We start from the raw sequence: 23581 nt of genomic DNA on the forward strand, positions 1-23581 counted from the left end.
AGTCTTCATAGCGGCTATGTCGAGAGAAAGGATAGCCATTTTGAGCGAGAGCTTCTGCTCCTTTAGCGCTGCGGTAATAGACGAGACAGTCTCGTTAGCCTTCTCGGCGCTAACACCCGACCACACCAGATTCCCATTAAATACGTGTGCATGCTTGCCTTCCCAGGCATTCAAAGCTGAATCAAGCTCCGACAACTTCAATTCCTGAGCGGACTTCTGTAGCTGAAACTCGGATGCATCGGACTCTGGCCAAGCACCCGTGCCCGTCATTTCGGTCGCAAAATCTCCGGTCGGCCTTTCTTCGGATACATTCGTGAGTCCCTGCATTTCACTAGCGAGCGAAGTTGCAATAGCACCTAAGCTACCAAGCGTTGCAGCACCGCTGACGCCGCTCATGATTCGACCGCGCAAGCCGCTTCGAGCGTGCCTCCTAGGAAGTTGCCGACCCTGATCAAGTAATTGTCAGCACTCGAATAGGACGGCAGTGAAGCTACATATGCCCGTATGTATTGAGCGGTCATAAAAGCGAGATCCTGGACAACAGCCGAGTCGGATTGCATTCCGACCGCTTGAAACCGAGTTGCAGCCTCTACCATTATCGGCTCAGCACTTTCATATATAAGCCGGTTTTCCGTACTCCACTCCCTGACTGGTACCGAGGGGTCGACTCGCTGCCAGTCCGCCGTCCCCTGGTTGTACGCGTCGACAATATTGCCAAGCTCGCTACACTCACCGTCGCCGGCTTTCAACGACATAACTGGTGGAACATCCGTCGGGACGGTGTTATCGATAGTCGGCGAGATGCCCTCGACTAACGACGCGATAGCCGATGCAGCCTCGTACTGTATGGCAGAACAAACGCTAGACAAGACGGACACCAGAGTGTTAGCGACCGCTACCACTGCCTCATCGGCAGGCTGATAGTTAGATAGTTTCGTGATGTAATTCGAGGAATACGCGTTAAACTGTTGATACAGTTGACGCATCAATCTGCTCGGCGTATCCCGCGCAAAGCGTAGGCTTTCCCCTGCCGCCTTCTCCATGCTCTTCGAGGCTGAGTCGAACACGAGACGTTGCTCAGGAGTCCACGCAGTGGCCGGCAAGTCTTTGGCGCGATTTTTCCAGTCGGCACTTTCAATTGACGCCGAGTACTCTCTAGAAACCCGTCCCCAAGGCGCGCACGTCGGGTCTTCCGTGATGATGTTCACCGGCCCGGTGTCATCCGCGCTGGCGAACTCCGAGTCACCGTTCTGCTGCGTCGGATCACCACTCCCGCCGCCACCGTCGGCGGGTCGCACGACGAGCACCGTGATGACGACCGCCAGGGCGATCGCCAACACAACAGCGACACCTCCGAGGATCCACTTCCCCCGGCCACTCTTCGGCGACTGACCACCCGGGCCGCCCGCCCACTGCTGCTGTGGACCCCACGGCCCCTGCGGCGGCGGACCATAACCGCCACCGAACCCCTGCGGCGGCACCCCACCCTGCTGACTCCCCCACTGCGGCGACACCCCACCGCCCGGTTGACCTCCGCCATGAGGCGGCTGCGAACCGTACGGATCCGGCGGGGGAGGCAAAGTCATCGGCACACCTTCACGTCGATCGGCATCACGGTCACACGATTATTGGAGCATCCGAGCCCGCCGGGCGGGTCGGCGCCGGTTTGGGCGGCGGAGCCGCCTCAGGCACCGGACCCGACTGCGGGGCGCTTTGTCCAGGACTCGGCTGCGGCTCTCCCACCGGCGCTTTCTCCGCACCAGGCTCCCCAGGCGCACCCGCCTGAGGCGAATCCTTTTCGTCTTTTTCTTTGTCCTCGTCGCGCTCGCCTCGGCGCTCATCCTTGGACCGCTCGTCCCCCGGTGCCGCATCCTCCGCGCCGGGCAGTTTGCCCGCCTCGCCGAGGTCGCCGCCTTTACCGCCCGCACCCGCCAGCTGACTGATCTGCTGCATCCCCTGCGAGACGCCCTGCGCAATTCCCTGCGGGATCGACGCGGCCATCTGCGCCATCTGCGCACCCATCTGGCCGGCCATCTGCGCCATCTGCATCGGCATGCTCATCATCTGGCTGAGCTGACTCGAAGGGTCACCGCCCGCCGGCGACGAACCGCTCGAGGCTGACTGCGACGACGCCTGTTGAACACCTTCGGCGCCCAGCTGGTCTGCCTGCTCGTAGAGGCCCGCGGCTCTGAGGATGTTCTGCGCGGCCGCGCGCGCCTCGTCCTTCGTGCGCGGCAGATTCTCCGCAATTGGCGCCTCGAAGCCCTGCACGTAACTAGTCGCGGCAGTCGACAGTGCATCGCTCCCACCGCCTGAGAACTGCGGCAGCGGGTCCGGGATCCCATCCGCCGCGCTTTCCAGTCCGGTGGCCCCGTTCCTCAGCTCCCCCGGGTTGACCCTGAGCTCACCGGACACCGCTAGCCCCCGCCTTCAGATCGCGACTGACCGACGCCACGCCCGTCAACACCGAACGCTCCGCTGACACGGTCAGACGCCTCCCATCGCCGTCGCGCGAATAGGCCACAGCCGACGCGAAATCGCGTATGACCAGCCCTTCACCAATTCGATAGCAAATGCTACCGGAGCTGATCACACCTCAGGAGCACCAAATCCGACGCTGCAGACCCCCACCGAAACGCTCAGAGCTGCTTCATGTGCTCCTGCGTCCAGTACGCCTTCATGGCCTGGATCTTGCCCTCGCCGTTGAACACCATCACGTCGATCGGATCGACCTGCATCTGCGTCTCGCCGAAGTCCAGCGTGAGCCGGAAATGGAATGCCGCCTCGTGGCCGGCCACCCGCAGCGTCAGCAGCTCGGACTCGGCCTTGACACCCTCGACTGCGCCGTAGAACCCGCGGATCGCCTGCCGGCCGATGTGCACTTCGCCGCCCACCGGGTCCTCCACCGTCGCGTCGTCGGCGTAGAGCTCCGCCACGGCGTCGGCGTTGCCCTTGGCTACCAATTCGAGGTAGCGGTTGACGGTTTCGGTGATGTGCTCAGCACTCGACATGGGCTCGAAGCTACACGGGAACACCCAGCGCAACAGCCAATTCCGCAGTGGTCGTCACCGGCAGGTCGCACACCTGGCCCCGGCACACATACGCCGCGTCGGCACCGCGCACCCTGTCCCGGCCCGCCAGCAACTCCGATGAATCCGCAGGCCCGCCGACCACCACCGCACCGCCGGGCGCCAGTGTGCGCGCGGCGCGCAACAGCTCGGACGACACCGGGTCGCACGCCACCGCGATCTGGATCGGCCCGCGCACCGCCGCCTCCGCGACCGTCAGCCAGTGCCCACCGGCACGTGGCACCTTCGCCAGGATCGGCGTCGCTGAAGCCAACGTTTCCGAAGCCACCTCCAGATACGTCGGCGACCCCGTCAGATGCGCCGCCAACTGCAGGGCCTCCGCCATCGACGACGCTCCCGACGGCGTTGCCCCGTCCATCGGGTCCGAGGGCCGCACCATCAGCTTCTCCGCGTCGTCGGCCGTGTCGAACCACCGGCCCGGCACCTCAGGATCCGCGAAATGCTCCAACGCGACGTTCAACAGCCGCGCGGCCGCCCGCAGCCACGACGGCTCGCCCGTCACCGTGTACAGCGTCAGCAGGCCCGTCGCCAGCATCGCGTGGTCCTCGAGGATCGCCGCGCTCTCACCCACCCGGCCGCCAAGGCTGGCCCGCCGCAACCGGCCGTCCACCACATGCAGGTCGACCAGACGCGAGGCGCAGGCCAGCGCCGCATCCAGGAGGTCCGAACGCCCCAGCGCCACCGACGCCTCCGCCAGCGCCGTGATCGCCAGCCCGTTCCACGCGGTGACGACCTTGTCGTCGCGGCCTGGCTGCGGCCGGTTCGAGCGCGCAGCCGCCAGGGCCGCCCGCACCCGTGCGAACCGCTCGACGTCGTCCGGATCACGGAGCAGCTGCAGCACCGACGCGCCGTGCTCGAACGTCCCCGCCGCCGTCACGCCCAGAACATCCGCCGCCCACGCCCCGTCCTCGGGCCCGAGTACCTCAGTCAACTGCGCCGGCGTCCACACGTACGTCAGTCCCTCGACGCCGTCGGTGTCCGCATCCAGAGACGACGTGAACATCCTGCCGTCACCCAGCGCGTCGATGAGGAAGCCGGCCGTCTCCGCGGTGACGCGGACGGCCAGAGGCGAGCCGGTCCGCCGGGCCAAGTGCGCATACAGCCGCAGCAGCAACGCGTTGTCGTAGAGCATCTTCTCGAAGTGCGGCACCACCCACGCGGCGTCGACGCTGTATCGCGCGAAGCCGCCGTCCAACTGGTCGTAGATGCCACCGCGAGCCATCGCGTCACACGTCCGCTCCACCGCGGCCAGCGCCTCGGCGGACCCCGTGCGTTCGTGATGCCGCAGCAGCGCCTCCGACAACGCCGACGGCGGGAACTTCGGGGCGCCGCCGAAGCCACCGCGCAACGCATCGAAGTCCCCCAGCACCGCTGAAATTGCCGCGTCGCACAAGCCGGCCTCCACCGCGGGGCCACCGCCCGGCAGTCCCGCCGCCCTCGCCCGCAGCTCACCCGCGATGTGGTCGGATGCCTCCTCGACCTCCGCGCGCCGCGACCGCCACGTCTGGCCGACCGCCGCCAACAGCTCGAGGAAGCCGGCCTTCGGGTAGTACGTGCCGCAGAAGAACGGCCTGCCGTCCGGGGTCAGGAAGCACGTCATCGGCCACCCGCCCTGACCGGTCAGCGCGACGGTGGCGTTCATGTAGACGGCATCGAGGTCGGGCCGTTCCTCCCGGTCGACCTTGATGCACACGAAGCCGTCGTTCATCGCGGCGGCCACCTCGTCGTCCTCGAACGACTCGTGCGCCATCACATGGCACCAGTGGCAAGCCGCGTAGCCGATCGACAGCAGGATCGGCACGTCACGCTCGGCCGCCTCCGCCAGCGCGTCCTCCGTCCATTCCCGCCAGTGCACCGGGTTGTCGGCGTGCTGGCGCAGATACGGGCTGGTCGCGTCGGCGAGACGATTCACCACGCCATCACCCTAGGCCGCCCGGGAATGTCGGAACCCGGATCTACTGTCGGCCCGTGTCCCCTCAACCGTTGCCGTTCGACCATGACGACGCCTCGGACCTGCCCATCTTCATCCGCGAGTGGCGGGACACCGTCGACCGGCAGTTGCAACGCCTCGACGAGGGCCATGCCAGCGACGCGAACCTGCTCATCGTCGCCGCCCACCAGCTCCAGCTCGCATGCCGGGCCTATGCCGTGGACGACTCCAAGGGCGATCTGACCCGACTGGTCGACGACTTCGCCGCCACCCATCCGCACCTTCCCGAGCTGCGGAATTTCATCGTGCATTTCGACGAGTACTACCGCGGCCAGGGCCGTCATCCTCAGGCGCGGGGGCGGCGCGTCTTCCGGTACTCCTACGGACGGTCCGCCGGAGAGTGGGAGCTCGCGTTCGGGCTCTACCCGGAAAGCCACTGCCGAGTCGACGCCCTGGGGCGTGATGCCGTCGCGATGGCTGACCAGGTGCTCGCTCTTCCGCCCGACATCGACGGCTGGATCAACCGGATGATGCGACGTCGGCGCTAGGTCGCCGGCCCGCCGCCGTCAGGTGTGCGCGGCTGGCCTTCCGGGCCCAGGTCGACGGTGCCCTCGTCGACGGCCTGGTCGGGCTCGGGGTGCTCGGGGTCGAAGGACTCCGGTAGCCGCTTGAGGTGCTTGTTCATCGACCACACCAGCGCGAACGTGCCGATCAGCAGCAGCACCACGACGATCAGGCCGAACGGGCTGGCCTTGCCGAAATCCGGCCCGGTCTCCCGCGGCTGCTCCTGGGCCAGCAGCGTCATGGCGAGCAGCAGGGTGTCGGTCATCCGTCCGTCTCGATCCCGGCGAACAGATCCGTCTCCGGCAACTCGACCGGGACGCGCGAGCGGGCCAACTCGTACTCCTCGGTCGGCCACAGCTCCTGCTGCCAATCCATCGGGGTGGCGAAGAAGAAACTCGTGGGGTCGATCTGCGTCTGGTGGGCGCGAAGCGCGTCGTCGCGCAGCGAGAAGTACTTCGCGCACTCGACGCGCGTCGTCACCCGGTCGGCGAAGATGTCCTTGTCGGCGTCCCAGTGCTCCAGCCACTTGGCGAACGGCCCTTCGAGCCCGCGCCTGGCGAACTCGTCCTGCAGCAGCTGCATCCGCTGCCGCAGGAAGCCGTGGTTGTAGTACAGCTTCGACACGGCCCACGGCTCGCCGGCGTCGGGGAACAACCGGTAGTCCGCCGCCGCCTCGTACGCCGCGACCGACACCTCATGGCAGCGGATGTGGTCCGGATGCGGGTAGCCACCGGTCTCATCGTAGGTGGTCATCACATGCGGCTTGAACTCGCGAATCACCTTCGTCAGCGCCTCGGTGGGCCCGTCCAGCGGGATCGCCGCGAAGCAGCCCTCGGGCAGCGGCGGCAGCGGGTCCCCCTCCGGCAGACCGGAGTCGATGAAGCCCAGCCAGTGGTGCTCGACGCCGAGGATCTCCGCGGCGCGGGCCATCTCGTCGCGCCGGATCTCGGCCATCCGGCCGTGCACCTCGGGCAGGTCCATCGCGGGATTGAGGATGTCGCCGCGCTCGCCGCCGGTCAGCGTGACCACCAGCACGCGCGCGCCCTCGTCCGCATAGCGCGCCATCGTCGCGGCGCCCTTGCTGGATTCGTCGTCGGGGTGCGCATGCACCGCCATCAACCGCAGTTCACTCATCTCATCTCATCTAACTACGGCGCCGGCGAACCTATGCCGCGGTGTCGATCACTTCTGTCGCCCTATAGTTCCAGTTCTGATTGTTCTCTCCGACCGACGGGCTGCCAAAACGAGATGATCGAACGTCCCGCCGACCGCTACGGGCGGCAGCGGTCGCCGCGCGGCAACCGCCGCTGGCTCGGCGTCGCGGCGTTGGCCGGGGCGCTCGTGGTCGGCGTGATCGTCGCCGTGGTGGCGTTTGCGCGGTTCGGATCCAACGAGGTGGAGGGCGAACTCAGCGCCTACCGCCTGATCGACGACGAGACCGTCGAGGTGACCATCGGCGTCACCCGCCCCGATCCGTCGCTGCCCGCGGTGTGCATCGTGCGGGCCCGCGCCAAGGACGGTGGCGAGACGGGCCGGCGCGAGGTGCTGATCCCGCCATCGTCGCAGGCCACCGTGCAGGTCACGACGATCGTCAAGTCGACGCGCACGCCGGCGGTCGGCGACGTCTACGGCTGCGGCACCGACGTCCCGCCCTACCTGAAGGCGTCCTAGAACACCGCCGATCGCGCCCCGCAACAAACGCCAACCAGCGAATTCATGAAAACCACACGGCGTGCCGGTGGTATGATCGGTCGGTACACGGTTCCCGCTGGGACCGTGTATTGCTGCATTTGCGGGGGGATATCTCGAGGGCTCGCGAAGCGCTGCGATACGCGTGTGAATCCCGGCGAACCTCACAACTTCGTATGCGAACAGCGCGAGACAACGACGACAGGAGCGCGAGGACATGACTGACACCCAGGTCACGTGGTTGACCCAGGAGTCCTATGACCGGCTCAAGGTCGAGCTTGACCAGCTCATCGCCAACCGGCCGGTGATCGCGGCCGAGATCAACGACCGCCGCGAAGAGGGCGACCTGCGCGAAAACGGCGGCTACCACGCCGCACGCGACCAGCAGGGCCAGGAAGAAGCCCGCATCCGTCAGCTGCAGGAGCTCCTCAACAACGCCAAGGTCGGCGAGGCCCCCAAGCAGTCCGGCGTCGCACTGCCAGGTTCGGTCGTCACCGTCTACTACGACGGCAACAAGTCCGACGAGGAGACGTTCCTGATCGCCACCCGGCAGGAGGGCGTCAACGACGGCAAGCTCGAGGTCTACTCGCCGGTGTCGCCGCTGGGCGGCGCCCTGCTCGACGCCAAAGAGGGCGAGACGCGCTCATACACGGTGCCGAGCGGCAAGACCGTCAAGGTCACCCTCGTCAAGGCCGAGCCCTACCACTCCTGACGACGCCGGCGCAGCCGCTCGGGTGCGCGGGCCGCGCACGCGCCGGGTTACCCTCCGACCGTGGCGCAGATCGCCGAGGACCTCTTTCTCCTGCTGCTGGACAACGCGTCCGGCCAGCCTGGGCTCGACCGTGCGCGCCGTGAGCGGGTGTTGACGGCCGCCGTACTGCTCGATCTGGCGTACGCCTGCCATATCCGGCCCACCATGCCCGGCGAACCGGTCGAAGAGGGCCGACTGATCGTACTGACGGCCAACGCGCCGCTCGATCCGGTCAGCGAGCCCGCCTTCCGTCTGCTTCAGCAGCAGCCGATGCGTCCGGCCGCCGTGGTCGGCAAGCTGCGGAAGCACACCGAGGACAACCTCGCCGAGTACCTGCACCGCACCGGGCAGATAGGCCGGGTCGAGTTGCCCGTCAAGGGTTTCGGGCACGCCTACGCGTGGCCGCTGCTCAATCGCGACCGGGTGGGCCACGCCAGGGCGGCCGTGTTGTCGGCATTGTTCGACCGCACCGCACCGGCGCCGTCCACCGCCGCGATCATCTTCCTGCTGCACGCCGTCGACGGTCTCGGCGCCCTGCTGAGCCTCAACGACCGCGGCTGGCGCTGGGTGCACGGCCGCGCCGGCGAGATCGCGCTGGGCAGCTGGGTCGAGGAGTCCTCGTCCGCGCTGCCCGAGATGAACCTGGCCGTCACGGCGTCGGCACTGCGGCCGGCGTTACGCTAGCGCCTGCTCCAGATCGGCCAGCAGGTCGGCGGGATGCTCGATCCCGACCGACAGCCGCACCAGATCGTCGGGCACCTCCAGCTGCGAACCCGCCGTGGACGCGTGCGTCATCGCGCCGGGGTGCTCGATCAGCGACTCCACCCCACCGAGCGACTCGGCGAGGATGAAAAGCTCTGTGCGGGAACACAGATCGCGTGCCGCCTGCGCCCCGCCGCGCATCCGCAGCGACACCATCCCGCCGAAGCCGCTCATCTGCCGGGCGGCGACCTCGTGGCCGGGATGGCCGGGCAACCCCGGGTAGAGCACGGTCTCGACCGCCGCGTGGCCGTCCAGGAACTCCGCCACCAGCGCGGCGTTCTCACTGTGCCGTTGCATCCGCAGCACCAGTGTCCGCAGGCCGCGGATCGTCAGGTAGGCGTCGAACGGTCCCGGCACGCCGCCTGCACCGTTCTGCAGGAACGCGAACGCCGCGTCGAGCGCCTGGTCGTTGGTCAGCAGCGCACCGCCGACGACGTCGGAGTGTCCGCCGAGGTACTTGGTGGTCGAGTGCAGCACGATGTCGGCGCCAAGCGACAGCGGCTGCTGCAGTGCGGGTGAAGCGAACGTGTTGTCCACCAGCACCTTCAGACCCGACGCCGACGCCAGCTCGGCGATGCCCGCGATGTCGGCGATCGACAGCAGCGGGTTGGTCGGCGTCTCCACCCAGATCAGCCGGGTCTGCGGGGTCACCGCCTCCCGCACCCCGTCCAGGTCGGACAGCGCCACCGCGGTGTAGCTGATCCCCCACTTGCTGAACACCTTGTCGATCAGCCGGAAGGTGCCGCCGTAGGCGTCGTCGGGGATGACGAGGTGATCACCCGGCTGCAGCAGCGCCCGCAGCGCGCAGTCGGTGGCGGCCATCCCCGAACTGAACGCCCGCCCACATGCCGCGCCCTCGACCGCGGCCAGCGCCGACTCCAGCGCCGCGCGGGTCGGGTTGCCGGTTCGGGCGTACTCGAAGCCCTCCCGCAGCCCGCCGACGCCGTCCTGGGCGAATGTCGAGCTGGCGTAGATGGGGACGTTGACGGCGCCGGTTCGGGGATCGGGCCGTACGGCGTGAATGGCCGTCGTGGCCAGGCCCTGCCACTTGCTGTGTGCACTCATAACGCGTCGAGCCTATCCCCGTCCGCGCCCGCGGTGAGCGGGTGTAGACATGGATCATGACGACGCGTATCGACGACCTGCTCGACATCGACCAGATGCTGGAACCCGAGGAACTGGCGATCCGGCAGACCGTGCGTGAGTTTGGTGAACAGCGGCTGCGTCCGCACATCGCGGAATGGTTCGAGGCCGGCGAGGTGCCGGTGCGCGAGCTGGCGACCGAGTTCGGCAAGCTCGGCCTGCTCGGCATGCACCTCACGGGCTACGGCTGCGGCGAGTCCAGCGCCACCGCCTACGGCGTCGTGTGCCAGGAACTCGAGGCCGTCGACAGCGGGCTGCGCAGCATGGTCTCGGTGCAGGGCTCGCTGGCGATGTTCGCGATCCATCGGCACGGCAGCGAGGAGCAGCGCCAGCAGTGGCTGCCGGGGATGGCCACCGGCGACACCATCGGCTGCTTCGGCCTGACCGAACCGGACTTCGGGTCCAACCCGTCCGGGATGCGCACCACGGCTCGCCGGGACGGCTCCGACTGGATCATCAACGGCTCGAAGATGTGGATCACCAACGGCTCGGAAGCCGACGTCGCGATCGTCTGGGCCCGCGCCGAGGAGGGCATCCTGGGGTTCATCATGCCGGGCGGAACCGAGGGATTCACGGCGCGCAAAATGACGCACAAGCTGTCGCTGCGGGCCTCGAACACCTCCGAACTGAGCTTCGACGACGTGCGCCTGCCCGACGACGCCCGGCTCCCCGGGGCGCGCGGACTGTCGGGTCCGCTGGCCTGCCTCTCGGAGGCCCGCTTCGGCATCGTGTTCGGCAGCGTCGGCGCCGCCCGCGACTGCCTGCAGACCGCGATCGACTACGTCGGCACCCGCGAGGTGTTCGACAAGCCGTTGGCCGGCTACCAGATCACCCAGGTCAAGATCGCCGACATGGCCGTCGAACTGGGCAAGGCGCAATTGCTGGCGCTGCACCTGGGACGGCTCAAGGACGCCGGCCGCATCCGGCCCGAGCAAGTGAGTTTCGGCAAGCTCAACAACGTGCGCGAGGCCCTCGAGATCGCCCGGCAGTGCCGAACCCTGTTGGGCGCCAACGGCATCACGCTGGAGTATCCAGTGCTGCGGCACGCCAACAACCTGGAATCCGTGCTGACGTACGAGGGCACCTCGGAGGTGCATCAGATGGTCATCGGAGAGGCGCTGACGGGCGTCAGCGCCTTCCGATGAACCGTCCTGGTTACTGCTGAGGTCCGCCGTACTGCTGCCCCGGCTGACTCTGGAAACCCTGCTCCTGACCCGACACCGGAAGCGCGACGTGATTCAGGATCTTGTCGACGAGCGTCTGCCGCTTCTGATCCCACAGCGGGAACAGCACGGCGACGATCCAGACGATGCCGCAGACCGCGGAGGCCACCCAGTACAGCACCTCGCGCAGGAACGACATGCCGAATCCGACGGGCTGACCGGTGCTTTCGCTCACGATCTTGAACTTCATCCGGCCCTTGCCGATGCTGGAGCCCGTCGTCCCCTGCTTGTAGCCGAGGTTCCAGACCCAGTAGGCGATACCGGCGATCCACGTGAGGGCCAGCAGGGCGAAGCCGACGCCGGAGAATTCGGATGTGCAGCCGCCGCCGTAGCCGTAGGTGTCGCCGTAGCAGTTGTTGTCGGCGGTGGCGAAGGCGATGCCGTAGCCGATGCCCAACAGGATGAGCACCGGAATGTAATCGATCAGGTAGGCGAGCACGCGGGTGCCCCAGGAGGTGTAGGCCTCCGCCGGCATGGCACCGACTCCGAGGCCGTGTTGTGACGGATACCCCTGCGGCCCACCGAATCCGCCCTGCGGGCCCTGGTAGCCACCGCCCTGCGGGGGCGGCGGGTAGCCGCCCTGCGGCGGGGGCGGCGGGTAGCCACCGCCCTGCGGAGGCGGCGGATAGCCACCCTGCTGCGGAGGCGGCGGGTAACCGCCGGGTGGCGGCGGGGGCGGGGGCGGGTATCCCCCGCCACCCTGAGGCGGCGGCGGGTAGTCGCCAGGTGGTTGTTCGGTCATGTGTCCTCCGGGATCAGTAGGTGGTTTGGCCGGGTGTCTGGTCGAGCGGTACGCACACGGTGGTCATGATCTTGTCAGCAAGAGATTGCCGTTTGGGGTCCCACAGCGGAAAAAGAACGGCGACGAGCCAGACGACGCCGCACGCCGCCGACGCCACCCAGTAGATGATCTCGCGAACCAGCGACAGTCCGAAACCGATGGGCTGCCAGGTCTTCTCGCTGACCACCTTGAACTTCATCACCGACTTGCCGATGCTCGAGCCGGTGGTTCCCTGGCGGTAGCCGTAGTTCCAGACGCCGTAGGCCAGTGGCAGCAGGACGCCGAACAGGCCGAACGACACCTGGCCGAGAGTCGACGCGCCTTCGGCGCAGAACTCGCCCATCTGGTACTCGGAACTGTCGGTGATGCACTCGGTCTCCTGAGTGCCCATCAGCAGCCCGTACCCGATTCCGGTCAGGATGATGACCGGCACGTAGTCGATCAGCCATGCCAGCACGCGGGTTCCCCAGGACGTGTAGGCCTCCGGCGGCAGTACCGAACCCTGCGGCGACGGGTAGCCGGACCCGCCCTGCGGCGGCGGGGGCGGTGGGTAGTTTCCACCCGGCGGTGGCGGAGGTGGGAGGTTTCCAGAGTGCGGCGGCGGTTGTTCGCTCATGAACACCTTCCAGCTGAGGTAGCCGACGACAAGCGAGCTAACAGTACCTGAGATACCGCTTTGAGCAGCGTTTCTCGCAAGATCTTGAAGGTGCTGGTACAGCGGGCCACGACCACCGGGTATCGGTTTGCCGGGCCCGAAATTTGGGCGGCGACGCCTACCTGCGGCCGCTGCCCTCGGACAGGAAACCGAGCAGGTCATGACGCGTCAGCACGCCGATCGGCTTGCCGTCCTCGACGATCATCACCGCGTCGCATTCGCGCAACGTCTTGGCCGCCGTGCTGACGAGTTCGCCTGCGCCGATCAGTGGCAGCGGCGGACCCATGTGGTCGGCGACGGCGTCGGCGAGCTTGGCACGGCCCTCGAACACCGCCGAGAGCAGCTCGCGCTCGGAGACGCTGCCTGCGACCTCGCCCGCCATCACCGGCGGTTCGGCGCCGACCACCGGCATCTGCGAGACGCCGTACTCCCGCAGGATGCCGATCGCGTCGCGCACGGTCTCCGACGGATGGGTGTGCACCAGATCGGGAAGAGCACCGGACTTGCGGCGCAACACATCTCCGATGGTCGACTGTTCGATCGACCCGTCGAGCCTGCTGCGCAGGAATCCGTAGGACGACATCCAGGCGTCGTTGAAGATCTTCGACAGGTATCCGCGGCCGCCGTCGGGCAGCAGCACCACCACGAGAGCATCGGGGCCCTCCCGCTCGGCGACCCGGATCGCGGCGACCGCCGCCATGCCACAGGATCCGCCGACCAGTAGCGCCTCTTCGCGGGCCAGCCGCCGGGTCATCTCGAACGAGTCGGCGTCCGAGACGGCGATGATCTCGTCGGGCACCGCGGGGTCGTACGCCGAGGGCCAGAAATCCTCGCCGACACCCTCGACCAGGTACGGCCTGCCGGTGCCGCCGGAGTAGACCGAGCCCTCGGGGTCGGCGCCGATGATCTTCACCTTTCCGCCGGAGACCTCCTTGAGGTAGCGGCCGGCGCCGGTGATGGTGCCGCCGGTGCCCACGCCCGCGACGAAATGGGTCACCTTGCCGTCGGTGTCGGCCCAGATCTCCGGACCCGTCGTCTCGTAGTGCGACTCCGGTCCCATCGGATTGGAGTACTGATCGGGCTTCCAGGCGCCGTCGATCTCCGTGACGAGCCGGTTCGAGACGCTGTAGTAGCTGTCGGGGTCGTCGGGCGCCACTGCCGTCGGGCAGACGACGACGTCGGCACCGTAGGCGCGCAACACGTTCCGCTTGTCCTCGCTGACCTTGTCGGGACAGACGAAGATGCACTTGTAGCCGCGCTGCTGGGCGACCAGCGCCAGGCCGACGCCGGTGTTGCCCGAGGTGGGTTCGACGATGGTGCCGCCGGGCTTGAGCTCGCCGCTTGCCTCGGCGGCGTCGATCATCTTGATCGCTATGCGGTCCTTGGAGCTGCCGCCGGGATTGAGGTACTCGATCTTCGCGGCGACCGTGCCAGCGCCGTGAGGGACAACGGAGTTCAGCTGTACCAGAGGGGTATTGCCGATGAGCTCACTGACGTGCCGGGCGATGCGCATGAGTCCATCGTGTCAGGCCCGCGGTCAGCTCACCACGTGGCCTCACGGATGTACTCGCCGATCTGACGAAGCGACCGCGTCGCCTCCTTCACCATCGGAGCCGCGATCTGGAAAACGTGCATCTGACCAGGCCAGATGCGGATCTCGACGGGAACACCCGACTCGGCGAGCAGCCGGGCCGCCTTTCGCGCGTCGCTGATCAGAACCTCCGAGCCGGACACGTGGATCAGCGTGCGCGGCAGGCCGGGTTCGATGTGGTCGAGCGGCTCGTAGATCTCCGGCGCCGCGCCGTCGACGGGATTGCGCCGGTTGGCGTGCTCGATGAGGTCCACCAGGGCCCCGAACGCATGCGCCGGGAACATCGCGTCGCTGCGGACGTTGGGGTGCTCGGCACGGCGCTCGTTGTCGATCTCGAACAGCGGCGACATCGTGACCATCGCGGCCGGCTCCTCGCCCTCGGCGAGCAGACGCTGGGCGAGCGCCAGCGACAGGTAGCCACCCGCCGAGTCGCCGGCCAGCACGATCTGGTCCGGCTCGTAGCCCTTGAGCCGCAGCCACTGGTAGGCGTCATAGCAGTCGTCGAGGGCCTGGCCCACCGAGTGCCTGGGGATCATCCGGTAGTTCACCACCAGCACGGGGCTGTCGGCGTAGCCGCTCAACGAGTTGACGATGCGGTGGTGGCTGTTCACCCCGCAGGTGATGAATGCGCCGCCGTGCAGGTACAGGATGACGCTGCGCTTGCCGTCGGCGGGCAGTACGCCCGGCGCCCGCACCAGCTGTGCATTGCAGTTCGTCAGGCCGATCGTCGCCCGGACCGTGCCAGGCGGCGGCCGCAGGATCCGGCAGGCGAAATCGACCATGCCCCAGGGCCACGGCATCTTCGGGGCGTAGCTACCAATGGCCAGAGTTGGCTTGATCGTGGCCATCGCGACCAGGCCGACCAGCCGTCCTGCGAGGCTGGGACCGTCCTCGAGCACCTCGACCGGCGCCCCGTCACTGACCGGATATCGACGCGGTTTATTGGCTCTAGCTGCATGAATGGCAGCACGAGGAGTGCTGGGAACCTTACTAGGTGCGGTCATCGCCACCACTTCCTACGCCGTTGTAGTGCCCCGGGGGCATGTTGTGTCAGCCAATCCCGGTGACTTAGCTTGACACCTGTATCCGGTTTCCTAGCTTGTTAAACCAATTTGGTACCGGAGTTGATACCGCACCGTGACTGCCAGTAGGCGCCGCCACGCGGTCAATGACCGATTCGGCACCTAAACTGGCCGCGTGGGCATACGTGCACCGCGAAAAACGACCGTCGCTCTCGCCGCTGCGGCCACGCTCGCATCGACGGGCTCCGCCTATGTCGGAGCCCGCAATCTGCTGATCGGGCAGGCCGATCAGGCACGTCAGACCATCCCGAAGGCCTTCGACATCCCGCCGCGCGCCGACGGTGTCTACTCCCCCGGCGGCGGACCCGTCGAGAAGTGGACCCGTGGGATGCCGTTCGACATCCATCTGATGATCTTCGGCGACTCCACTGCCGTCGGTTATGGCTGCCGGGTGGCCGACGAAGTGCCGGGCGTTCTCCTCGCACGCGGGCTGGCCGAAGCGTCGGGGAAGCGGATCCGGCTGAGCACGAAGGCCATCGTCGGCGCCACGTCGAAGGGTCTACAGGGTCAGATCGACGCGATGTTCGTCGCCGGGCCACCGCCGGATGCCGCGGTCATCATGATCGGCGCCAACGACATCACGCGGCCCAACGGCATCAGGGCCTCGGCGCGCCGCCTCGGCGACGGGGTGCGACGGTTGCGGGCCGCCGGCGCGGTCGTCGTCGTCGGCACCTGCCCGGACTTCGGCGTGCTCACGGCGATCCCGCAGCCGCTGCGCACGGTGACCCGCACTCTCGGGCTGCGGTTGGCGCGCGCACAGGCCAGTGCGGTGCGGGCGGCAGGCGGCATGCCGGTGCCGTTCGCCGACCTGCTGTCACCCGAGTTCCTCAACGCACCGGATCTGATGATCTCCGACGACATGTTCCACCCGTCCGCCGACGGCTATGCGCTGGCGGGCAACCAGCTGCTGCCCGCGTTGTGCGCCGCGCTGGGCGTCTCCACCGCGGACACCGACACGGCCCTGGAGCCGCGCGCCCCCGAGGGGAGTTCGCTGCTCGAGCGGATCGGCGGCGTCTCACGGCTGTGGCGCAGGCCCACCACCGGGGTGCCCGCGCCGATCGTCGGGCCCGCCAGCTAGGTTCTTCGGTGACCAGCAAGTTGAGGAGCCGTCATGCCTGAAGCCGTCATCGTCGCCACCGCCCGCTCGCCGATCGGCCGCGCCAACAAGGGGTCGCTGGTCGACATGCGACCCGACGACCTGGCCGCCCAGATGGTCCGCGCCGCGCTGGACAAGGTCCCGTCGCTGGACCCGCACGACATCGACGACCTGATGATGGGCTGCGGCCAGCCCGGCGGCGAGTCCGGATTCAACATCGGCCGCGCCGTGGCCGTCGCACTCGGCTATGACTTCCTGCCCGGCACCACCGTCAACCGCTACTGCTCATCGTCGCTGCAGACGTCGCGGATGGCCTTCCACGCGATCAAGGCCGGCGAGGGCCACGCCTTCATCTCGGCGGGCGTCGAGACGGTGTCGCGGTTCGCCAAGGGCAACGCCGACGGCTGGCCCGACACCAAGAACCCGCTGTTCGCCGAGGCGCAGGAACGGTCGAACCAGGCCGCTGCCGGCGGCGACGAGTGGCACGATCCGCGCGAGGACGGGTCGCTGCCCGACGTGTACATCGCGATGGGCCAGACCGCCGAGAACGTCGCGCTGCACACCGGCATCAGCCGCGAAGATCAGGACCACTGGGGGGTGCGGTCGCAGAACCGGGCGGAGGAGGCCATCAACAGCGGCTTCTTCGAGCGGGAGATCTCGCCGGTCACGCTGCCGGACGGCACCGTCGTGAGCAAGGACGACGGCCCGCGCGCCGGCACCTCCTACGAGAAGATCAGCCAGCTCAAGCCGGTGTTCCGGCCGAACGGCACGGTGACCGCCGGAAATGCCTGTCCGCTCAACGACGGCGCCGCCGCGGTGGTCATCCTGTCCGACGAGAAGGCTCGCGAACTGGGCCTGACGCCGTTGGCGCGCATCGTCGCGACCGGGGTGTCGGGGCTCTCGCCGGAGATCATGGGCCTCGGCCCGATCGAGGCGTCGAAGAAGGCGCTCGCCAACGCCGGTATGAGCATCGGCGACATCGACCTCTACGAGATCAATGAGGCGTTCGCCGTCCAGGTGCTCGGCTCGGCGCGTGCGCTCGGCATGGACGAGGAGCGTCTCAACGTGTCCGGCGGCGCGATCGCGTTGGGCCACCCGTTCGGCATGACGGGCGCCCGCATCACCGCCACGCTGCTGAACAACCTGCAGACCCAGGACAAGCAGTTCGGTCTCGAGACCATGTGCGTCGGTGGCGGCCAGGGCATGGCGATGATCGTGGAGCGGCTTTCCTGATTCATCGGCCCGTTGAGTTTGCACACAGATCGTCGAATCACGCGATTCGGCGATCTCTGTGCAAAGTCAATGCGGTCGCATGCGCCACGCCCGCTGAACGCGGTCCAGCACGTCGACCTCACGGGTTCGCGCGGCCACTCTGAGCACCAGCCACCCGCGCTCGCGGATGTCCTCGGCGCGCTGAATCTCGTAGGCGTAGAGCTCTTTTGACGTTCGATGGTGATCACCGTCGTACTCGACGGCGAGCTTGAGATCTTCCCACCCCATGTCGAGGTAGTACTTCTGCCGTCCATCCGGGCTGAGCACGGGAATCTGTGTGCGCGGTCGCGGATATCCGGCACGCTGCAGCAGGAGGCGAAGCCAGGTCTCCCGTGGCGACTCGGCGCCTGCATCCACCAAGTCGAGCACTGTCGCGAGTCGACGCAGACCACGCGTGTGCGGGTGGTGCCCGGCGACGTCCTTCACGCGTGTCAGATCCAGACGGGTCGCCCGTGCGAGGGCGTCAAGTCGTGCGACGGCCGCGTCGCCCGTGCCGCGCCTGCCCAGATCGAAGGCGGTGCGTTCCGGTGTGGTGACCGGTAGGCCCGCGACAACGCCGCACTCGTCGAGTCGCAGCGCCATCGCGTGGGTCCGCAGTCCCGCGGGAGGACGGGCACAGCTGTAGATCAGTTCGATGGGCTCGGTGGCGTCGACCCACTTGGCGCCATGGAGGGCGGACGCGGTCAGGCCAGACAGAACACCACGGCGCCCCGACCACAACCACGCCGCGTAGGCGCGTTCTCGAAGGTCGAGCGTGGCGTCCCGCGGCACGTAGACGCCGGGAAACACGGCGCGGTGATGCGAGCGCAGGCGGTGCTTGGGAACAACGCCCGTCGCGACCGCCTCGGATCCGAGGAATGCAGTGCCGTCCATGCCCGCAGCCTCATGGCGACCTCTGACGGTGGGCCCGTTGATTTTGCGCTCAGATCGCGATTTGTGGACGGATCGCGATCTGTGAACAAACTCAACGCCAAAGCCCCGAGAACGCAGAAAGCCCGACACCTCGTCCGGTGCCGGGCTTCCCTCGCGAAGGCTGCTAGTCGTTCTGGAAGTAAGTCAGCAGCCGCAGGATTTCGAGGTAGAGCCAGACCAGCGTGACGGTCAGGCCGAGGGCGATGCCCCATGCGGCCTTCTCCGGCGCGCCGGCGCGGATCATCTGGTCAGCGGAGTCGAAGTCCAGCAGGAAGCTGAACGCCGCGATGCCGATGCACACCAGCGAGAAGATGATGGCCATCGGGCCGCCGTCACGCAGTGGGCCGGCGCCATCGGTGAACATCGCGAAGACGAAGTTGCCGAGGGCGAGAACGACCACGCCGATCATGGCGGCGACGAGCATGCGGGTGAACTTCGGCGTCACGCGGATGGCGCCGGTCTTGTAGACGACCAGCATGCCGAAGAACACGCCGAAGGTGCCGAGCACCGCCTGCGAGATCAGCCCGCCGGCGCTGGCGCCCTGGATGTTGAAGGTCAGCAGGAACGACACCGCACCGAGGAACAGGCCCTCGAGCACCGCGTAGCTCAGCACGATGGCCGGGTTGTCCTGCTTGCGGCCGAACATGGCGATCATCACGAGCGCCAGGCCGCCGAGGCCACCGATCAGGGTGAGCGGCATGGCCAGCCCGATGTTCTGGGTGACCAGGAAGAAGGAGACCACGGCCGAAACCGTCAGCACGGCCAGCGTCATGCCGGTGCGGGTGACGACGTCGTCGATGGTCAGCGGCCGGGCGACGCCCGTCTGCTCGGGGTACTGAGCGGTATAGGGCTCAGCGTGTACCTGCTGGGCACCGTAGCCGGCGGCTCCGGTACCGAATGACGCGTATCCGCCCTGCTGCCCCTTGGGCAACGAGCGGAATACCGGGTTGCTGCTCTCGCGCACCGTCGGATCCTCTCCTGTGCTGTGGTTCGAGTGACGAACACACTCTCAACGATCACCGGCGCCGAGTTAGTTCCCGAGATGACAAGGGATCCTGGGAACTTCCTGTGGCCGGTTCGTGGCAAAACATTACCCGTCGGAGGTGAGAGGCGGGCGACGATCTAGATTGCTACCCGTGGCAGAAAACGAGGATGTCCTAGTAACCGTCGAGAACGGCGTCGGCCTGCTCACCCTGAACCGGCCGAAGGCGATCAACTCGCTCAACCACGGCATGGTCATGGCATTGGCCGAGGCGCTCGACGCCTGGAGACACGACGACGCCGTACACACCGTGCTGCTGACCGGCGCCGGCGAACGCGGCCTGTGCGCCGGTGGCGACGTCGTCGCGATCTACCACAGCGCGAAGGCCGACGGCTCCGAGGCCCGCCAGTTCTGGTACGAGGAATACCAGCTCAACGCGGTGATCGGCCGCTATCCGAAGACCTACGTGGCGGTGATGGACGGCATTGTGATGGGCGGCGGGGTCGGCGTCAGCGCGCACGGCGACGTCCGTGTCGTCACCGACACCACCAAGATGGCGATGCCGGAGGTCGGCATCGGCTTCATCCCCGACGTCGGCGGCACCTATCTGCTGTCCCGCGCACCGGGCTCGCTCGGCCTCCACGCCGCATTGACGGGCGCGCCGTTCTCCGGCGCCGACGCCATCGCAATGGGGTTCGCCGACCACTACATCCCGCACGATTCACTGAGAGCGTTCACAGAAACACTCGTCGCCGACGGGGTCGAGGCCGCATTGAAGGCCCACACCGTCGAGCCGCCGGCGAGCCCCCTGCTCGAGCAGCGGGAGTGGATCGACGAGTGCTACGCCGGGGACACGATCGCCGACATCGTCGCGGCCCTGCGCGGTTACGGTGCCGAACCGGCCGACAAAGCGGCCGACCTCATCGGCGGCCGCTCCCCCGTCTCACTGGCCGTCACGCTCAAAGCCGTGCGCCGCGCCGGCGAACTCGCCACCCTGGAGGACGTGCTGCGCCAGGAGTACCGGACGTCGTGCGGCTCGCTGCGGTCCCACGACCTCGTCGAAGGCATCCGTGCGCAGCTGGTGGACAAGGACCGCAACCCGAAGTGGTCGCCACCTTCGATCGCCGACGTCACCGAAGAAGACGTCGACGCCTACTTCGCCCCCGCCGACCCCGACCTGACCTTCCCGGAGGAACAACCGTGACGTCCTACGAGACCATCCTCGTCACCCGCGACGACCGCGTCGGCACCATCACCCTGAACCGGCCGAAGGCGCTGAACGCGCTCAACAGCCAGGTGATGGCCGAAGTCGGCGCTGCCGCAACCGAACTCGACCAGGACCCGGGCATCGGCGCCATCATCGTCACCGGCAACGAGAAAGCCTTCGCCGCGGGCGCCGACATCAAGGAGATGGCGACCCTCGAGTTCGCCGACGTCTTCGCGGCCGACTTCTTCGCTCCCTGGGGCACATTCGCGGCCACCCGCACCCCAACCATCGCGGCCGTCGCAGGCTACGCGCTCGGCGGTGGCTGCGAGCTGGCGATGATGTGCGACGTGCTGATCGCCGCCGACACCGCGAAGTTCGGCCAGCCCGAGATCAAGCTCGGCGTGCTGCCCGGAATGGGTGGCTCGCAACGGCTCACCCGCGCGATCGGCAAGGCCAAGGCGATGGATCTCATCCTGACGGGCCGCACGATCGGCGCCGAGGAGGCCGAGCGCAGCGGCCTGGTGTCGCGACTCGTCCCCGCCGACACGCTGCTCGACGAGGCCAACGCCGTCGCGAAGACCATTGCGGGCATGTCACTGAACGCCGCCAGGATGGCCAAGGAGGCCGTCAACCGCGCGTTCGAATCCTCACTGGCCGAAGGCCTGCTCTACGAGCGCAGGCTCTTCCACTCCGCCTTCGCCACCTCAGATCAGAAGGAGGGGATGGCGGCCTTCAGTGAGAAGCGCCCGCCGAACTTCACCCATCGCTAAAGTGCTCTGGTGACCGAGACCGCGGAGGCCGAACCGCAGGCGCCTCCGCAGGACGAGCAGCCCCCCGCCAAACGACCTTGGTGGCTACGCCGGTACACCTTCTTCGGCACCGCCCTCGGTCTGGTGTTCCTGTGGTTCTCGATGACCCCGTCGCTGCTGCCGCGCGGGCCGCTGTTCCAGGGCCTCGTCAGTGGCGGCGCCGGCGCATTCGGCTACGCGCTCGGTGTGTTCGGGGTGTGGCTGGTCCGCTTCATGCTCTCGCGGAACTCCAGTCCGCGTGCCCCGGCGTGGGCGTGGCTGGCGCTGCTCGTCGTGGGCGTCATCGGCCAGGTGCTGATGATCGTGTACTTCCATGTGTGGCAGGACCAGGTCCGCGACCTGATGGGGGTGCCGCGGCTGGGATTCTGGGACCATCCGCTGACGGCGGTGCTGTCCGTCGTGGTGTTGTTCGCCCTCGTGGAAGTCGGTCAGCTCATCCGCAAGCTGATCCTGTTCCTGATGCGCCAGCTCGAACGGGTTGCCCCGCCGCGGGTTTCGGCCGTCGTGGTGGTGGCCCTGCTTCTGGTGCTGACGATCGCGATCCTCAACGGCGTGGTCGTGCGCTTCGCGATGAGCACGATCAACAACACCTTCGAGGCGGTCAACGACGAGACCGACCCGGATTTCGCGGCGCCCACGTCGACACTGCAGTCCGGCGGCCCGCAGTCGCTGGTCAGCTGGGAGTCCTTGGGCCACCAGGGCAGGGTGTTCGTCGCGGGGGCGACGCCTGCGGAGAAGCTCACACGGTTCAACGGCACTCCGGCCGTCGAGCCGATCCGCGCCTATGCGGGACTCAACTCCGCGGACGGCATCAAGGCCACGGCGGCACTCGCGGCGCAGGAACTGCTGCGCACCGGCGGCCTGGGCCGCGAGGTGGTCGCGGTGGCCACCTCGACGGGCACCGGCTGGATCAACGGCGCCGAGGCCGCCGCGCTGGAGTACATGTTCAACGGCAACACCGCGATCGTCTCGATGCAGTACTCGTTCCTGCCGAGTTGGCTGTCGTTCCTCGTCGATAAGGAGAACGCCCGCCAAGCCGGGCAGGCGCTGTTCGAAGCCGTCGACGGCCTCATCCGGGCGATGCCCGAAGCGCAACGGCCGCGACTGGTGGTCTTCGGCGAGAGCCTCGGCTCCTTCGGCGGCGAGGCGCCGTTCCTGGCACTGAACAATCTCGTCGCCCGCACCGACGGCGCACTGTTCAGCGGGCCGACGTTCAACAACACGATCTGGACCGATCTCACCCTCAACCGCGACGCCGGATCGCCGGAGTGGCTGCCGATCTACGACAAGGGCGAGAACGTCCGGTTCGCCGCCCGGCCGGAGAACCTGGAGCGGCCCGCCGATCCGTGGGGCGTGCCGCGGGCGGTGTACCTGCAGCACGCCTCCGACCCGATCTCGTGGTGGAATCCGGATCTGCTGTTCGCCCGGCCCGACTGGCTCGAGGAGCCGCCCGGCTACGACCGCACCGCCCGGATGAAGTGGATTCCGGTGGTGACGTTCCTACAGGTGTCGGCCGACATGGCAGTGGCGATCGACGTGCCCGACGGGCACGGCCACGTCTACGTCAGGGACGTCGCCAACGCGTGGGCGGCGATCTTGCAGCCGCCGGGATGGACGCCGGAGAAGACCGAGCGGCTGCGGCCGATGCTGCGTTCCGGCGAGAGCAGCTAGACGAGGACGCCTTCGGCCTTCAACGCGTGGTAGCCGCCGATCACGTCGGTGGACCGGTGCAGCCCGAGATCGAGCAGCGCTGCGGCGGCCAGGCTCGAGGTGTAACCCTCGGAGCACAGCACCACCCATTCGACGTCGTCGTCGACGGCCTGGGTGATCTTCGCGTCGCTGGTCGGGTCGCAGCGCCACTCCAGCACGTTGCGTTCGATCACCAGCGCGGCCGGCACCTCGCCCTCGCGCGCCCGCTGCGCCTGCGGACGGATGTCCACCAGCAGGGCGCCGCGCTCCAGCGCTGCGGGTACGTCGCGGGCCGGCATCCGCTCGAGACGCGACCGCGCAATCTCGAGAATGCGGTCGATGCGGCTGGCCATG

General features: G+C 67.7%; 24 protein-coding genes. 10 read left to right on the forward strand and 14 right to left on the reverse strand.

Annotated elements, in window-relative coordinates; translation table 11 throughout:
• Positions 1-392 precede the first annotated feature (392 nt).
• The 4 genes from O6P37_RS01725 to O6P37_RS01740 all read right to left on the reverse strand — a co-directional run bounded on the left by O6P37_RS01725 (position 393) and on the right by O6P37_RS01740 (position 5004).
• Positions 393-1337: a hypothetical protein gene (locus tag O6P37_RS01725; protein ID WP_269892445.1), complete on the reverse strand. Its 945-nt coding sequence runs from the start codon at positions 1335-1337 to the stop codon at positions 393-395.
• 280 nt (positions 1338-1617) lie between these two features.
• Positions 1618-2415 (reverse strand): WXG100 family type VII secretion target, encoded by a 798-nt coding sequence (locus O6P37_RS01730; protein WP_269892446.1) that lies wholly within the window; start codon positions 2413-2415, stop codon positions 1618-1620.
• A gap of 224 nt (positions 2416-2639) precedes the next feature.
• Entirely contained in the window at positions 2640-3011 is a 372-nt protein-coding gene (locus O6P37_RS01735; protein WP_269892447.1) for a nuclear transport factor 2 family protein, read from the reverse strand.
• Positions 3012-3021: 10 nt separating this feature from the next.
• Complete coding sequence (locus O6P37_RS01740) at positions 3022-5004, reverse strand: thioredoxin domain-containing protein (protein WP_269892448.1); 1983 nt, start codon at positions 5002-5004, stop codon at positions 3022-3024.
• Between the two features lie 53 nt (positions 5005-5057).
• Here O6P37_RS01740 and O6P37_RS01745 point away from each other — a divergent pair, with 53 nt between their 5' ends.
• Positions 5058-5567 carry a hypothetical protein gene (locus tag O6P37_RS01745; protein ID WP_269892449.1) on the forward strand — a complete coding sequence of 170 codons (510 nt, stop codon included), beginning with the start codon at positions 5058-5060 and terminating at the stop codon, positions 5565-5567.
• Here the strand turns inward: O6P37_RS01745 and O6P37_RS01750 are convergent.
• Both O6P37_RS01750 and mca read right to left on the reverse strand, forming a co-directional pair.
• Positions 5564-5848, reverse strand: coding sequence for a hypothetical protein (locus O6P37_RS01750; RefSeq protein WP_269892450.1), 285 nt, complete (start codon positions 5846-5848; stop codon positions 5564-5566). The genes O6P37_RS01745 and O6P37_RS01750 overlap by 4 nt on opposite strands.
• Positions 5845-6717, reverse strand: coding sequence for a mycothiol conjugate amidase Mca (mca, locus tag O6P37_RS01755; protein ID WP_264012792.1), 873 nt, complete (start codon positions 6715-6717; stop codon positions 5845-5847). Before mca ends, O6P37_RS01750 begins: the two co-directional genes overlap by 4 nt.
• Before the next feature lie 114 nt (positions 6718-6831).
• Between mca and O6P37_RS01760 the strand changes: the two genes are divergently transcribed.
• The 3 genes from O6P37_RS01760 to O6P37_RS01770 all read left to right on the forward strand — a co-directional run bounded on the left by O6P37_RS01760 (position 6832) and on the right by O6P37_RS01770 (position 8707).
• Complete coding sequence (locus tag O6P37_RS01760; protein WP_269892451.1) at positions 6832-7254, forward strand: DUF4307 domain-containing protein; 423 nt, start codon at positions 6832-6834, stop codon at positions 7252-7254.
• Positions 7255-7489: 235 nt separating this feature from the next.
• A complete protein-coding gene (gene greA / locus O6P37_RS01765; protein ID WP_264012794.1) occupies positions 7490-7984 on the forward strand; it encodes a transcription elongation factor GreA in 495 nt (164 codons plus the stop codon).
• 60 nt (positions 7985-8044) lie between these two features.
• The gene (locus O6P37_RS01770) at positions 8045-8707 is read left to right on the forward strand and encodes a GOLPH3/VPS74 family protein (RefSeq protein ID WP_269892452.1); all 663 of its coding nucleotides are present in this window, start codon (positions 8045-8047) and stop codon (positions 8705-8707) included.
• On the opposite strand, the gene O6P37_RS01775 is transcribed toward O6P37_RS01770, so the two are convergent.
• Positions 8699-9850, reverse strand: a complete 1152-nt coding sequence (locus O6P37_RS01775) for a cystathionine gamma-synthase (RefSeq protein ID WP_269892453.1) — start codon at positions 9848-9850, stop codon at positions 8699-8701. The genes O6P37_RS01770 and O6P37_RS01775 overlap by 9 nt on opposite strands.
• 56 nt (positions 9851-9906) lie before the next feature.
• Between O6P37_RS01775 and O6P37_RS01780 the strand changes: the two genes are divergently transcribed.
• Entirely contained in the window at positions 9907-11073 is a 1167-nt protein-coding gene (locus tag O6P37_RS01780) for an acyl-CoA dehydrogenase family protein (protein WP_269892454.1), read from the forward strand.
• Positions 11074-11083: 10 nt separating this feature from the next.
• On the opposite strand, the gene O6P37_RS01785 is transcribed toward O6P37_RS01780, so the two are convergent.
• The 4 genes from O6P37_RS01785 to O6P37_RS01800 form a co-directional block, all read right to left on the reverse strand.
• Positions 11084-11893 (reverse strand): RDD family protein, encoded by an 810-nt coding sequence (locus O6P37_RS01785; RefSeq protein ID WP_269892455.1) that lies wholly within the window; start codon positions 11891-11893, stop codon positions 11084-11086.
• Between the two features lie 13 nt (positions 11894-11906).
• A complete protein-coding gene (locus O6P37_RS01790) occupies positions 11907-12548 on the reverse strand; it encodes an RDD family protein (RefSeq protein WP_269892456.1) in 642 nt (213 codons plus the stop codon).
• A 157-nt stretch (positions 12549-12705) separates the two neighbouring features.
• Positions 12706-14100, reverse strand: a complete 1395-nt coding sequence (locus tag O6P37_RS01795; RefSeq protein WP_264012800.1) for a cystathionine beta-synthase — start codon at positions 14098-14100, stop codon at positions 12706-12708.
• Positions 14101-14129: 29 nt separating this feature from the next.
• Complete coding sequence (locus O6P37_RS01800; RefSeq protein WP_264012801.1) at positions 14130-15182, reverse strand: alpha/beta hydrolase; 1053 nt, start codon at positions 15180-15182, stop codon at positions 14130-14132.
• Between the two features lie 193 nt (positions 15183-15375).
• Here O6P37_RS01800 and O6P37_RS01805 point away from each other — a divergent pair, with 193 nt between their 5' ends.
• Together O6P37_RS01805 and O6P37_RS01810 are read left to right on the forward strand one after the other, a co-directional pair.
• On the forward strand, positions 15376-16338 hold the full coding sequence (locus O6P37_RS01805; RefSeq protein WP_269892457.1) for an SGNH/GDSL hydrolase family protein: 963 nt from the start codon (positions 15376-15378) through the stop codon (positions 16336-16338).
• A gap of 33 nt (positions 16339-16371) precedes the next feature.
• A complete protein-coding gene (locus O6P37_RS01810; RefSeq protein ID WP_269892458.1) occupies positions 16372-17589 on the forward strand; it encodes an acetyl-CoA C-acetyltransferase in 1218 nt (405 codons plus the stop codon).
• Between the two features lie 66 nt (positions 17590-17655).
• Here the strand turns inward: O6P37_RS01810 and O6P37_RS01815 are convergent, their stop codons facing one another.
• Positions 17656-18501 (reverse strand): DUF559 domain-containing protein, encoded by an 846-nt coding sequence (locus O6P37_RS01815; protein WP_269892459.1) that lies wholly within the window; start codon positions 18499-18501, stop codon positions 17656-17658.
• 163 nt (positions 18502-18664) lie between these two features.
• A complete protein-coding gene (locus O6P37_RS01820) occupies positions 18665-19504 on the reverse strand; it encodes a Bax inhibitor-1/YccA family protein (protein ID WP_264012804.1) in 840 nt (279 codons plus the stop codon).
• Between the two features lie 172 nt (positions 19505-19676).
• On the opposite strand from O6P37_RS01820, the gene O6P37_RS01825 reads away from it, so the two are divergent.
• From O6P37_RS01825 to O6P37_RS01835, 3 genes are read left to right on the forward strand one after another with little or no spacing between them, the layout of a single operon-like run.
• Positions 19677-20726: an enoyl-CoA hydratase/isomerase family protein gene (locus O6P37_RS01825; RefSeq protein WP_269892460.1), complete on the forward strand. Its 1050-nt coding sequence runs from the start codon at positions 19677-19679 to the stop codon at positions 20724-20726.
• Positions 20723-21499: an enoyl-CoA hydratase gene (locus tag O6P37_RS01830; protein ID WP_269892461.1), complete on the forward strand. Its 777-nt coding sequence runs from the start codon at positions 20723-20725 to the stop codon at positions 21497-21499. Before O6P37_RS01825 ends, O6P37_RS01830 begins: the two co-directional genes overlap by 4 nt.
• A 9-nt stretch (positions 21500-21508) precedes the next feature.
• Complete coding sequence (locus O6P37_RS01835) at positions 21509-23209, forward strand: alpha/beta hydrolase (protein WP_269892462.1); 1701 nt, start codon at positions 21509-21511, stop codon at positions 23207-23209.
• Here O6P37_RS01835 and O6P37_RS01840 read toward each other — a convergent pair.
• A complete protein-coding gene (locus O6P37_RS01840) occupies positions 23206-23580 on the reverse strand; it encodes a rhodanese-like domain-containing protein (RefSeq protein WP_269892463.1) in 375 nt (124 codons plus the stop codon). The genes O6P37_RS01835 and O6P37_RS01840 overlap by 4 nt on opposite strands.
• Between the last annotated feature and the right edge of the window lies 1 nt (position 23581).

Source organism: Mycobacterium hippophais, from assembly GCF_027529605.1.
GTDB lineage: Bacteria > Actinomycetota > Actinomycetes > Mycobacteriales > Mycobacteriaceae > Mycobacterium > Mycobacterium arseniciresistens.